Annotated in this window: 10 protein-coding genes and 1 pseudogene; 3 read left to right on the forward strand and 8 right to left on the reverse strand. The window is 67.8% G+C overall.

Annotated features, from left to right (window positions below; all coding sequences use genetic code 11):
- Nucleotides 1–26 precede the first annotated feature (26 nt).
- A complete protein-coding gene (locus ACWFR3_RS10275; RefSeq protein WP_453734126.1) occupies nucleotides 27–1,382 on the forward strand; it encodes an NAD(P)/FAD-dependent oxidoreductase in 1,356 nt (451 codons plus the stop codon).
- Here the strand turns inward: ACWFR3_RS10275 and ACWFR3_RS10280 are convergent.
- From ACWFR3_RS10280 to ACWFR3_RS10310, 7 genes and pseudogenes are all read right to left on the reverse strand, one after another.
- On the reverse strand, nucleotides 1,351–2,202 hold the full coding sequence (locus ACWFR3_RS10280) for a 4'-phosphopantetheinyl transferase family protein (RefSeq protein ID WP_453734127.1): 852 nt from the start codon (nucleotides 2,200–2,202) through the stop codon (nucleotides 1,351–1,353). The genes ACWFR3_RS10275 and ACWFR3_RS10280 overlap by 32 nt on opposite strands.
- A gap of 4 nt (nucleotides 2,203–2,206) precedes the next feature.
- Nucleotides 2,207–3,817 (reverse strand): hypothetical protein, encoded by a 1,611-nt coding sequence (locus tag ACWFR3_RS10285; protein WP_453734128.1) that lies wholly within the window; start codon nucleotides 3,815–3,817, stop codon nucleotides 2,207–2,209.
- The gene (locus tag ACWFR3_RS10290) at nucleotides 3,814–5,406 is read right to left on the reverse strand and encodes an acyl-CoA carboxylase subunit beta (RefSeq protein WP_453734129.1); all 1,593 of its coding nucleotides are present in this window, start codon (nucleotides 5,404–5,406) and stop codon (nucleotides 3,814–3,816) included. The genes ACWFR3_RS10285 and ACWFR3_RS10290 overlap by 4 nt, the downstream gene beginning before the upstream one ends.
- Nucleotides 5,406–6,017 carry an AfsR/SARP family transcriptional regulator gene (locus tag ACWFR3_RS10295; protein WP_453734186.1) on the reverse strand — a complete coding sequence of 204 codons (612 nt, stop codon included), beginning with the start codon at nucleotides 6,015–6,017 and terminating at the stop codon, nucleotides 5,406–5,408. Before ACWFR3_RS10295 ends, ACWFR3_RS10290 begins: the two co-directional genes overlap by 1 nt.
- Before the next feature lie 48 nt (nucleotides 6,018–6,065).
- Nucleotides 6,066–6,284: pseudogene (locus ACWFR3_RS10300) on the reverse strand (AfsR/SARP family transcriptional regulator); the annotation flags it as partial.
- A gap of 756 nt (nucleotides 6,285–7,040) precedes the next feature.
- Nucleotides 7,041–7,793, reverse strand: a complete 753-nt coding sequence (locus ACWFR3_RS10305; RefSeq protein WP_453734130.1) for a methyltransferase domain-containing protein — start codon at nucleotides 7,791–7,793, stop codon at nucleotides 7,041–7,043.
- 278 nt (nucleotides 7,794–8,071) lie between these two features.
- Entirely contained in the window at nucleotides 8,072–8,653 is a 582-nt protein-coding gene (locus tag ACWFR3_RS10310; RefSeq protein ID WP_453734131.1) for a TetR/AcrR family transcriptional regulator, read from the reverse strand.
- Nucleotides 8,654–8,729: 76 nt separating this feature from the next.
- On the opposite strand from ACWFR3_RS10310, the gene ACWFR3_RS10315 reads away from it, so the two are divergent.
- Both ACWFR3_RS10315 and ACWFR3_RS10320 read left to right on the forward strand, forming a co-directional pair.
- Nucleotides 8,730–10,331 (forward strand): MFS transporter, encoded by a 1,602-nt coding sequence (locus ACWFR3_RS10315; protein WP_453734132.1) that lies wholly within the window; start codon nucleotides 8,730–8,732, stop codon nucleotides 10,329–10,331.
- A gap of 531 nt (nucleotides 10,332–10,862) precedes the next feature.
- A complete protein-coding gene (locus ACWFR3_RS10320; protein WP_453734133.1) occupies nucleotides 10,863–11,555 on the forward strand; it encodes a response regulator transcription factor in 693 nt (230 codons plus the stop codon).
- 86 nt (nucleotides 11,556–11,641) lie between these two features.
- On the opposite strand, the gene ACWFR3_RS10325 is transcribed toward ACWFR3_RS10320, so the two are convergent.
- Nucleotides 11,642–12,307, reverse strand: a complete 666-nt coding sequence (locus ACWFR3_RS10325) for a helix-turn-helix transcriptional regulator (protein ID WP_453734134.1) — start codon at nucleotides 12,305–12,307, stop codon at nucleotides 11,642–11,644.
- Nucleotides 12,308–12,420: the final 113 nt, after the last annotated feature.

The raw sequence follows: 12,420 nt of genomic DNA on the forward strand, positions 1-12,420 counted from the left end.
ACCCGGGGCGGAGCACGCCCAGCGAAATGGAGAACACAGTGGACGCAGAGTTCGACGTCGGCATCATCGGTGGTGGCCCGGCGGGTTCGACCATGGCTTCCTACCTCGCCAAGGCGGGGCTCTCGGTGGCGGTCTTCGAGAGCGCGGTGTTCCCGAGGGAACACGTCGGGGAGTCACTGGTGCCCGCGACCACGCCGGTGCTCCTGGACATAGGCGCCATGTCCAAGATCGAGGAGGCGGGCTTCCCCAAGAAGTACGGGGCAGCCTGGACCTCGGCCGAGGACCGCGACATCGACCACATGGGATTCCGCGGGCTCACCCACGACTTCCGCGGCGCCGGCATTCTGTTCAGTGAGCGCAATCAGGACGGCGTGGACCGCGACTACACGTTCCACGTGGACCGCGGCAAGTTCGACCAGATTCTGCTCAAGCACGCGGAGGAGCTCGGCGCCAAGGTGTTCCAGGGCGTCCGGGTCGGCAAGGTCGACTTCGACGGTGAAATACCGCAGATAGAGGCCAAGATAGGCGGGAAGAGCGTCGACATACCCGTCCGTATGGTGGTGGACGCCAGCGGCCGTCGTACGCACCTGGGAACGCAGCAGAAGTTCAAGGTGCCGGACCCGGTGTTCAACCAGTACGCGGTGCACGCCTGGTTCAAGGGAATCGACAGGCACGCCCTGTCGGCCGACAAGGAGCAGGCCGACTACATCTTCGTCCACTTCCTGCCCGTCAGCGACACCTGGGTGTGGCAGATCCCGATCACGGAGGACATCACCTCGATCGGCGTCATCAGCCAGAAGCGCCGTTTCCAGGAGGCCGGCGGCGACCGCGACAAGTTCTTCTGGGACACCGTCGCCAGCCGCCCCGCGCTGCTCGACGTGCTCAAGAACGCCGAGCAGGTACGACCGCTCAAGACCGAGGGCGACTACAGCTACGGCATGACCCAGGTCGCCGGCGACAACTTCCTGCTCATCGGGGACGCCGCGAGGTTCGTCGACCCGATCTTCTCCAGCGGCGTCAGCGTGGCGCTCAACAGCGCGCGCATCGCGAGCCAGGACATCATCGCGGCTGCCGAGGCGGGTGACTTCTCCAAGGCGCGCTTCACCACGTACGAGACGAAGCTGCGCCGTGGCGTGCACAACTGGTACGAGTTCATTTCCATCTACTACCGGCTGAACATTCTCTTCACGGCGTTCGTCCAGGACCCGCGGTACCGCCTCGACGTCCTCAAGATGCTCCAGGGCGACGTGTACGACGACGAGGAGCCGAAGGCCCTCGCCGCCATGCGCGAGGTGGTGGAGACGGTGGAGAACGACCCCAACCACCTGTGGCATCCCTACCTGGGTGAGCTCAAGGCGCCGTCCACCGCGCCGACCTTCTGAGCGATCCGTCAGACCACACCGCCGGCACCGCCTCGTCCAGCCAGCCGGACGAGGCGGTGCCGGCGCCGTCCCGGCGCTGGTACACCCAGCTCACGCGGTAGGGCCGCTCCCCCTCCGGCAGAACCGTGGTCGCGCAGTGCCAGCCGGCCACCGCATGCCACTGGTCCGCCGGCCCGAGCGACCTCTCCGGCGCGCCGGCCCCAGTGAAGCCGAACCGGTCGAACGGATAGCGCATGCCCTGCCCCATGGCCTTGCTGTACGCCTCCTTCAGCGTCCACATCCTGACCAGTTCGCCGCTGCGGCGCTCGGGCGGCAGGGCGGCGAGGAGGACGCGTTCCTGCGGTGTGCACACGTCCCGGGCCCACCCGCTGTCGTCCAGCGGCCGGTCGGCCGCTTCCGCGTCCACGCCGATGCGGCCGTTTCTGCTCACCGCGGCGACCAGCAAGGGGCCGGAGTGGCTCAGACCCACTTCGAGTTCACCGCAGCCGCGCACGTACGGGCGTCCGTGCGGCATGTACGCGATGTCCACGCTCTGAGCGGGAGCGTCGAGAGCCGCACCGACGATGTGCCGGAAGAAGACGCGGGACGCCAGGTAGTCCCGCCGCGCCCGGGGATGGGTCAGCTTCAGGTAGTGAGTCAGCCGGCCGCCGAGCAGCCGCCGCAACTCCGCCTCGTCGGGGCCGGAGGGGCCGGCCGGAAGCCAGGCGGGTACCCAGCCGTACGCCACGGCGAACCCGTGACGCCGCAGGCTCTCACGTAACGGAAGCCAGGGGCCCGCGGGTCCCGGTGCGGGCAGCAGGGACGCGGAGGTGGTGAGCAAGGGATCAGCCGCCCGGTGTGCGCGGCCCGGCCGGCGGTGTCGCCCCGAGGTCGTAGCTCAGCCCGCCGTGGAAGCGCGCGAGCACCTCTTGGTGCACACGGTCCAGACAGGCCGGCGGCAGCTCCGGCAGCGCGATGCCGAGCAGCCCCGCGATGCGGTGCAGCGCAGCCGTCAGCCAGCACGTCTCGGCCGGGAAGCGCTCCTGGCGCCCATGTTGGTGCCACCACGCCCCGGCGCAGGCAGCGGCTGCGACCAGCAGTGCGTAGCGGTCCGCCAGGGAGCGGGCGTAGGGACCGGACAGGGCCGTGTGTCCGGCCGCGTCCAACGGCGCGCAGGCCTCGCCCAGTTCGGCGACCGCCACGACCATACGGCCGAGCAGTTCCCTCAGTACGGCGCTGCAGCCGGGGTGCGACCCCGTGTCGCCCGCGTTCGTGATGCGGGCCGCCTGTGAGGCAAGCGAACTCAACGGGTCTTCGGTCGCGGAGCGGGACGAGCACCGCATCGGCCGGGTCAGGTCGAGCGCCGGCAACGGCCCGTCGGGCCGGAACAGTGCCTCCGGGATCTCCTGGCCCTGCCCGCCGACGGTGAGCACACCGCCGTACCCGCGCGTGGGAAGCCGTGCGACGAGGACGGCCCACGGGGACACTTCGTCTCCCGTGGGCCACAGGGGCGAGGCCAGTTCGCTCAGTCGGCGCGCGAATCTCCGGTACGGGTCCGGGCTGTCGAGCCTCGCCCCTTCCAGCACGGTGGTCAGGTCGTGGCCGGTCTCCGTCAGCAGCCGTTCGGCGAGATATCCGGCGGCCGCCGAACACGCGGAGGCCCAGTCGGGCAGGAGATGCGCCGCCCGCGCGGCGCAGAGCGTGATGCAGTCGACCACCAGCAGGTCCAGGAAGGCTCCGGCGAGTATGTCCCGTCCGGGCGGGGCGGCCGTGCGGGACGGGGCGCCCGCCTGCGCCGCCTCCACCACGCCGTGCAGCAGCGGGTCGAGGCGGGCCAGCACCGTCGAGGCATGCAGACCGTGCGTCAACCGAGCGGCACGCAGGGCGAGTTCGAGACCACCCCCCGGTGCGTCGAGCACCGTGTCCCAGCCGACCGTGCGGCTGTGCCCACCGGCCGGCACCTCGTCCGGGGTGAGCAGGAGCGCGGTGTGGTGACGGCCGCCGCCTCGCCCCGCGTCATGGCGTGCCGTGACGACGACCGCGTGACAGCCGGGCGGCGCCGCGGCGCTGGGTTTCGCGGACAGCCGCAGGCCGCTTTGCTGCGTCAGCGCCGTGAAGCCGCCCTGCGGTGCCGACGCGCCGCCGCCCGCCGCTCCCAGCCGTTCGCCCCTCAACAGCAGTGCGGCCGCCCGCCGTTGCTGGCTCCGGGTTCCGCCGGCCCAGATGCGTGCCGCCGAGGGAAAGCTGCCGAGATACGGCTCGGCAGCCGCCGACAGATCCCTGCGCAGCACCGTGCGCACCAGTTGGTGCAGTTCCTCGGCACGACGGAGCCGCCCGCCCGCTGTCTCCGGCACGAACTCGGCGGGGAAGCCGTAGCGCCAAAGAGCGAGCGCGACCGTGTCCGGGGCCGCGCCCGCCCGGGAGAGGGAGCGCTCCAGGAGGGCGATCCGATTCACAGAGGGACGTTCCCGTGCTTGCGCTCGGGCAGCCGCCGCTGTTTGTCACGGAGCACCGCCAGCGAGCGGATCAGCACATGGCGTGTCTCACCGGGGTCGATGACGTCGTCGATTAGGCCGCGTTCCGCCGCGTAGTAGGGGTGCATCAACTCGGTGCGGTACTGCTTGACGAGCCGTTCGCGGGCGGCGTCCGGGTCATCGGCCGAGGCGATCTGCCGGCGGAAGACAACGTTGGCGGCGCCTTCGGCACCCATGACCGCGATCTCGTTGGTCGGCCAGGCGAACGACAGGTCGGCGCCCAGCGACCGGGAGTCCATGACGATGTAGGCGCCTCCGTACGCCTTGCGCAGCACCAGCGAGACGCGCGGCACGGAGGCGTTGCCGTAGGCGTAGAGGAGCTTGGCGCCGTGGCGGATGATGCCACTGTGTTCCTGCGCCACTCCGGGCAGGAATCCGGGCACGTCCACCAGGGTCACCAGGGGGATGTTGAAGCTGTCGCAGATGGAGACGAATCGAGCGCACTTCTCGCTCGCGGCGATGTCCAGCACGCCGGCCAGCACGCTGGGTTGATTGGCCACGATGCCGACGACGTGCCCGTCGAGTCTGGCCAGCGCGCAGACGACGTTCGGCGCCCAGTTCTCGTGGATCTCCAGGAACTCGCCGTCGTCCACGATGGTCTCGATCACCGTGCAGACGTCGTACGTCTGCCGTGACGAGCCGGGGACCAGATCGAGGAGTTCGTCGGTGCGTCGGTCCGGCAGGTCGGCGCTGGGGGCGACGGGTGGCAGGTGCCGGTTGTTGGAGGGCAGCAGCGAGAGCAGATGGCGGACGTCCGCGAGGCACTCCTGCTCGGATTCGCAGGCGAAGCCGGCCACGCCCGAGGTGTGGGCGTGCGCCTCGACGCCGCCCAAGGCGTCCTGGCTGATGCGTTCGCCGGTGACGGCCTCGATCACGTCGGGCCCGGTGAGGAACATCTGTGAGCTTCCGCGCACCATGAAGACGAAGTCGGTGAGCGCGGGCGAGTAGGCCGCGCCACCGGCGCAGGGCCCCAGGATCACGCTGATCTGCGGGACGACGCCCGAGAGTGCGATGTTCCGCGTGAAGATGCCGCCGTATCCGGCGAGGGCGGTGACGCCCTCCTGTATCCGTGCGCCTGCCCCGTCGTTGAGGCTGACCAGCGGGGCTCCCGCCGCGGCCGCCATGTCCATCACCTTGTGCACCTTGGCGGCATGCGCTTCGCCCAGGGTGCCCGCGAAGACGCGGAAGTCGTGTGCGTAGACGAACACCTGCCGTCCGTGCACGGTCCCCCATCCGGTGACGACGCCGTCGCCGTCCGGCTTGCGGTCCTCCAGGCCGAAACCGGTGGCCCGATGGCGGCGCAGGGGCTCGATCTCCTGGAAGGTGTCCTTGTCGAAGAGGAGGTCGAGCCGTTCGCGAACGGTGAGCTTCCCCTTGGCGTGCTGCTTGCTCGTCGATTCGGCGGAAGGGCCTTCCAGCAGCCTGTCCTTGCGCAGCCGGAGCTCCTCGGTGAGCTCCACCAGGCCGGCGCTCGCGCCGCGTTGACCGGGGTGTGCCTGCATGGTGCTCATCACCTCGTGGCAACGGAGAAGGGGATGTCCGGGCGCGGGGCGGGTTCGGACCGGTACTGCGCGAGCTCCCCGGGCGTGGCCGACTCGCTGCCGTGCGGGGTGAAGCGGCTGCGCGCGGGCTCTCCGACGAGCACGGCGTGATGGATTTCCTGCAATAACGCCGAGGGTTCCAGGCCCAGTTCCCTGGCGAGGGCCTCACGCAGGTTCTGGTACGTCTGCAGCGCGCGCCAGGCGCAGCCCATGCGCTGGAAGGCCACCATGAGCTGGGCGCAGAGGTTCTCGTTGAGCGGATTCTGCGCCACGAGGACCTTGAGTTCCGGGACCAGCGAAGTGTGCCTGCCGATCTGGATGTCGGCGTCGATCCGCTGCTGCAGCACGGACATGCGGCTCTCGTTCATGCGCAGCACCTCGAACTGCAGCACGTTGCCCGCGCGTACGTCGATCAGGGCGGATCCCCGCCACATGGCCAGGGCCCGGGTGAAGTGCTCGGAGGCGAGCCGGTGGTTTCCCGCCTCGGTGGCGATGCGGCCGGCCTCGGCGAGCCGGTCGAACTCGAGGTAGTCGAGAGTGCCCTCGCCGATCCGCAGGAGGTAGCCGCCCTGCTGCGTCACCAGGACGTCCTTGGCCCGCCGTCCGTCGCCGTGTCCGTGGGCCCTTGAGATCTTGCGGCGGAGTTGCAGTATATATGTCTGCAGTATTGACGAAGCACTCTTGGGCGGGGATTCTCCCCAGAGCTCCTCCATCAACGTCGAGATGGTGACTATTCGGTCACCGTGCAGGCTTAATAAAGCCAGAAGCTGTCGCAACTTCGTGGCGGTGGGCACAATTGAGACCCCACCTTCGACAGCGCTGAGCGACCCTAGCACGTTGATCTCCATCACGTAACTCTCCTTCGGTTATACCGGTGGCCCATGAGGTTCTAGAGAGGTGACGTACTGCATGCCGAAATACGGCGCTCAAAGATCGGCGCATCGGCATACCCGCCAAGCACCTAAATCATTCTTCACTCGTCGATGATGGGATGACGCGGGCGCGCTCACGCCTTGAGCGGCCCACGGAAATGGCTTCAGCCAGAAAGGGAGATCTGCGGTCTCGCACACGCTCGGATACCAGGACATGACCGCCGCGATACCGGGGATCGACTGTGTCCGACAGCGTGGAAGGGAAGGCCGGTGCCGGAGGCGAACACATACGCGGCCGGCCTGATAGCTGGATCGCGCGGACAGCTGCCGGGTGCAATTTTCATGCCCGGACCAGCCCCGCATCGCACACTGACCTTTTCCGATTGCAATCTCTTGCGCGATCGCACAGAAAGGAACCCCCGTCCCCAGCTTTACTACGCCACGGTTCACGTCTCACGACAATTGATTGAGCAAGTAACGATCAATGGAGCCGAAAGTCGACTAACTCGCTCACCGCGACTGATCGTATCACCGCGTTCTTATCTTGTGTCAAGCATGAACCATATAAACAAGAACACATGCATGCCCATCCAGCGGGCGATCGGCGTGCATACAAAGGGAACCCGCAGCAGTGCACAGGGCATTTAATTGCTGCGGGCACCCTTTACTGACCACCAGCCGTCAATACGGCACGGAAGGCAAAGTTCCGTAGCTAAATCCGGCACGAATTATTCACCCGCGGCGCACGGCCTTCAGCTGCCATACCGGCGCCAGGATGCGCCCCATCCCGTCGTAGTCCAGTTGCTCGGCGTCGAAGTGCATCCCCAGTTCCGCGAGCGCCGCCCCTGTCCCCTGCTCCAATAGCGGGCGGGTCAGCGCCGTGACGTAGTAGGAGTGGCGGATGTCGGAGATTTCCCAGTAGGGACTCAACGTCGCGTGCAAGCCCTCCCGGCTGACACCTCCTATCATCCGGAACCCCGGTGACGAGTCCTCCGCCAGACAGAACAGATGGAGCTGCGCGCCCGGAGCTGCCACGCGCCCGAGCGCCTCTGCGTACTGCCCACGCTTCGCTTCGTTCAGACAGTGATAGAGCGCACTGTCCAGGAGAGTCGCGAACCTGCCCTCGCCGAACTCGGCCAGTCGCGTCGCGTCGGAGTGCACGAACTCGACCTGGAGTCCACGCCGTGTCGCACACGCGCGAGCCCGGTCGAGGGCGGCGCGGGCGGCATCTGCCCCCACCGCGCGATACCCCTTCGCGGCAAGGAACATGGTGTGCTCGCCGAGGCCGCACCCCACGTCCAGGACCTCGCTGCGCAGCTGCCCGGTCCTCTCCAGATCGACGACGACCGGCTGCGGCTCACCGATGTCCCACGGGGCCGTCTCGAAGACCACGTCCGCCCCCGGCACAGCCCGTGCCCCCTGGTATATGGCCTCATAGTCGACGACGCCCAGGTTGAACACTTCATTCGGCGACTCTTCCCGCACGGCAACTCCACTTCCAGGAACATCGGTGAGGAGGACGTTCAAGGCACTGAAACCGCAGCCTGCACTACTCGCAGCATGGATACAGTACCGTACCGTACCGCTCGACGGCCTGACTAGGCGCCCCGACACGCCGCCCGCCCGACCCCCGTCCGGCTTCGGTCCGGCTTCGGTCCGGCCGGTTCACCAGGATGAACTTCCCGGCGAGCACCCGGAGTTCAGCGACGTATCCGGCACGTGAACATTCGGCCTTCCCTTCAACCGCAACCGCCGGAAGGCGGTCACCGCACCGGGGAGCGGAGCGCAAGCGGCAACACCACCTCGTCGACCAGGGCGCGGACCTCCTCGTCCGCCACACGCTGGCCCATGTTGAAGCGGCGGAAGAAGATGACGGCCGGCGCCAGGTCCCACAGGGGCTGCACATCGACATCGGCCGGAATCTCCCCCCGGTTCTGCGCACGCTCGAAGGCGCTCATGACGCTCTGGCGGCGCATCGCGATGTACCCGTCGCGGATCGTGCTGGCCAGTTCCGGGTTGCGGCCCAGCTCTCCGAGCAGGTCCACCATCACGTCGCCGAACCGGTCCAGTTCATCGAGCACATCCCCCAGCGCGGCAAGCAGATCACCGCGCAGTGAACCGGTGTCCCGCTCGGCGGGGAGGTCCCGGGTCGCGTTCTCGAACGCGGCCACGATGAGGTCCGACTTCGACGGCCAGCGGCGATAGACCGTCGCCTTGCTGGCGTGCGCCCGGGAGACGACGTTGTCGACGGTCATACGGCTGTAGCCCACCTCCCTCAGCACTTCGAGGGTCGCACTGAGCAGCTGATCTTCACGGGCCTGCCCGCCCCGTAGTGGTGTTGACATGCGAGCAGCTTACTGGAGTATCGCTTCAGTGGTACGGTACTGTACCGTACTGATCGAACCTGCGGAGGAGCCTCTGATGTCATATCCACCCCAGCAGTCGGCTCAGCCATATCCACGCCGCTGGGCCGGGCTGAGCGTGCTCGCACTGAGTTTGTTCCTGGTGGTGACGGCGAACATCGCGCTCACCGTCGCACTGCGCGACGTCGCCCAGGAGATGCAGGCGACGTCGAGTGAGCTGCAGTGGATGCTGGACGCCTATCCGCTCACCGTCGCGGCACTTCTCTTCGCCCTCGGGGCGGTGGGAGACAAGTTCGGTCGGCGCGCCGCCCTCATGTGGGGCCTGAGCGGATTCGCGGTCTTCAGCGTGATGGGAGGACTCAGCGAAACCCCGGGGACGATGATCGCCGCGCGAGTGGGCCTGGGTGTCTCGGGTGCGCTGATCATGCCGGCCACACTCGGCCTCGTACGGGTCACCTTTCCGGAGGACTCCGAGCGCAAGCGCGCCCTGGCACTGTGGGGGGCCGCGGCCGGCCTCGGCCTCGCCGGCGGCCCGCTCCTGAGCGGCGCACTCGTCGAACCGTACGGGTGGGAGGCCTGCTTCTATCTCAATGTCCCCATCGCCGTCGCGCTGTTAGCGGCGACGGTTCCGCTGCTGCCTGCCACCCGGGACCGGAATGCCGGGCGTCTCGACCCATGGGGCGCACTGCTGTCCTGCCTCATGCTGGGCGGCCTCGTGTACGGCGTCATCGAGGGACCGGTAAAGGGATGGCTCTCGGTGGAGGTCCTGAGCGCGTGGACGCTCGCCGTGGTCTGCCTGGTCTTCTTCGTCTTCGTCGAACGCCGTGTCAGCAACCCGATGATCGACCTGGGCTGGTTCACGAACAAGTACTTCGCCGCCGGGGCCGGCTTCGCCGCGCTGATCTTCACCATCGTCATCGGCATGATCTACCTGGTGTCGCTCTTCGCCCTGCAATTCCTGGGCTACGACGCGTTGGAGACGGGACTGCGACTGGGTCCGGCAGGTATCGCGCTGATCGCAGGAGTGCCCATCGGTGAGCGCGTCTACCACCGGGCAGGACCGCGCTGGCCGATCACCGTGGGTGCGCTGCTCGCCGCCGGCGGCGCCTTCGTCCTCACCACCATGGACACCTCGAGCGACGACACGAGCCTCATGGTCTCCGGTGTCCTGTTCGGCCTCGGGGCGGGCCTGGCCATCCCGGCCATGACCGACTCCGTAATGGCCAACGCGCCGGCCGAACGCGGTGGCGTGGTGGGCGGCACCTTCGACGCGTCGATCGAGGTCGGGGCCGCCTTGGGTATCGCCATCTTCGGCAGCGTCCTGAACACCGTCTATGCCGACGGGCTGCCGGAGCAGGTCACAGGCAAACTGCCTCCCGCCGCACGCGAAGCGACCGAGGACTCGCTCGGCGGAGCGCTGGAGGTCGCGGGCAAGGTGCCCGACGCCGCGGCAGGACCGCTGGTCGAAGCGGCGCGAACCGCCTTCGTCGACGGCTACATCGCCGCCTCGTATGCCGTGCTCGGCACCGCGGCCGTCACCGCGATCCTGGCCGCCGTCCTGGTGCCCAAGCGCGCCGCGCCGCCCAAGTCGCCGGTCGAGGGCCCGGACCAGAAGTCCGGCATCTCCGGAACAAGGACCGAGCCTGCCCGACGGCAGTAGGGCGGCCACTGCTCCTGGACCCCCGCACATGCGGGCAGCGGTTCAGGACAGCGCGCCCGGGACCTCCCCCGGCCCGGGCGCGCTGGCATTCCTGCATTCCGGAATGTGGCCGGAATCGGAATGATTCAATCCGCGCCTGACAGAACTACCGCGTCACCATCCAGAGGGAGCCGGAGCACTCAGCCGGCTCCCTCTAGACGTGTGTCACACCGTCAGATCGCCGGGCATTCTCGCAGGTAACGGCCGTCGCGCTGCGTGCATGGGGCGGTTATATACCGCCTCTATACCGCGAGTGTGGCCCTCCTTCCGTAGCGTGTGGCATGTCCGAAGACAGACCCTGCGGAGTCCGGCGCAAGCCTCACCGGGTTCCATAGGGACAGTGAATTCCAGCCACCCCACAAGAAGGCCGGATGCCGCCAAGGCCGGCAACGACGCCGCTACTTCGAGCAGCCGCCACCGATCACTCACATCGTCGGTCTCCAAGAATTCCTGTCGCACCCGCCGAGCACGGACTTCACTCGTGAGGAAGAAATGCAACAAGGAAAAACGATAAAGATCCTGGTTGTGAGCGAACGAAGCGTCGTAAGGGCCGGGTATCGCGCGCTACTGGAGAGCTGCCCAGATCTCGATGTCGTCGGAGAAGCCGAGAGCGTATCGCAGGCGATTCAGCTCTCGGCGGTAAAATCCCCTGACATAGCGATGGTTGATTCAGAGAGCTACGCCATAGACGTGACCGCCATACGCCGCATGGTCGCCTTACAGAAGGCCAGATTTACTCTGATGCTGGTGGACAGCATTGATCAGCGCGTACGTCAGCTCCCTGACGTCGGCGTCGATGGAATACTTCTCAACCAGTCGAACTCAGACATGATTTGCGCCGCACTGCGCATTATAGCCGCAGGGTACTCATTGATATCTCCGGCGAGGGCACGGGAGACAGAGAGCACCCTCAGCGCAGTGACCGACGGAAGCGACCTGGAGCACCTCACGCGCCGGGAGGCGGACGTGCTTCGACTGATCGCGCAAGGAATGACCAACGCGGAAATCTCGGCCGAACTTTCCGTGAGCGAGAGCACGGTCAAGTCGCATGTGCAGCACATGTTCAACAAACTGGATCTGCGCAATCGGGTCCACGCCGTGATATTCGCCTACGAGATCGGAATCGTCAGGGCAGCGGCTCCCGTCGGAGCCGGGTCCCCTCCCTTGCTGGCGTGCGCCGGCTAGTCGAGATTGCGCCACTCCCGGCCTCGGCGTACGGGCGGTGGCTGCGCCGGCCGCCGCGCCTTTAGATGTAGCCCTCCGCCGCCCCTTTAGATGTAGCCCTCGCGCAGGGCGTAGGCGACCACATGTGCGCGGTTGCGCAGGTTCAGGCGTGTGGTCAGGCCGTGCATGACGTTCTTGACGGTCCGTTCGGAGTACGACAGCTTCATGGCGATCTCCGAGGTGTCGAAGCCCTCCGCCACCAGCGCCACCACGTCCACCTCGCGCTTGGTGAAGCTGAGGAAGGTCCCCGGCAGGTCGGCGGCGCCCCTGTGCAGGCGTCCCACCTGGCCGATGAGTTGGCCCAGCAGGTCCGCGGGCAGGTCGCCGCCGCCCCTGGCCGTGGTCAGCACCGCCTGGACCAGACGCTGGGCGGTCGCCTCGTGGCGCCAGACGATGGCACCCACCCCGCACTCGATGACCTCCAGGAGTTCGTGCTCGCGGACCGTACCCGCGACGAGCACCGCACGTGCCCCCTCGCTGCGCACGGCGCGCCTGAGCCGGGTCAGCGCGGCCTCGTCGAGGGTGTCCTCGATGAGCAGCGCCACGGCGGCGGGGCCGGATTCCGCCTGCAGTTCGACCTCCGGGTGCCGGCGCAGCTGGCTGAGGACTCCCTCGCGGCTTATCGGGTCGGGGGCGCTGACGGCGACCCGCACCCGGTTGGACGTAGGTAAGGCAGCCGGGGAGGAGGGGGCGGCCGGGGGCGTGCTGGACAAGCGAACTTCCTCACTTACGGGAGTACGGCGATGGGGCGGCCCGGGCGCCGCCGGTGCGCGGGTGGGGGTCCGGCGGCGCCCGGTTGTGGTCAGGAGCAAGGAGCCGTGGTCAG

The sequence above is a fragment of the Streptomyces sp. NPDC055189 genome (assembly GCF_053606765.1).

What these genes read in the sequence shown, in the direction of transcription:
- ACWFR3_RS10275 (WP_453734126.1), top strand. Translation starts at nt 27, where the DNA reads ATGGAGAACACAGTGGACGCAGAGTTCGACGTCGGCATCATCGGTGGT.
- ACWFR3_RS10290 (WP_453734129.1), bottom strand. Translation starts at nt 5,406, where the DNA reads ATGAGCACCATGCAGGCACACCCCGGTCAACGCGGCGCGAGCGCCGGC.
- ACWFR3_RS10310 (WP_453734131.1), bottom strand. Translation starts at nt 8,653, where the DNA reads ATGTCAACACCACTACGGGGCGGGCAGGCCCGTGAAGATCAGCTGCTC.
- ACWFR3_RS10315 (WP_453734132.1), top strand. Translation starts at nt 8,730, where the DNA reads ATGTCATATCCACCCCAGCAGTCGGCTCAGCCATATCCACGCCGCTGG.
- ACWFR3_RS10320 (WP_453734133.1), top strand. Translation starts at nt 10,863, where the DNA reads ATGCAACAAGGAAAAACGATAAAGATCCTGGTTGTGAGCGAACGAAGC.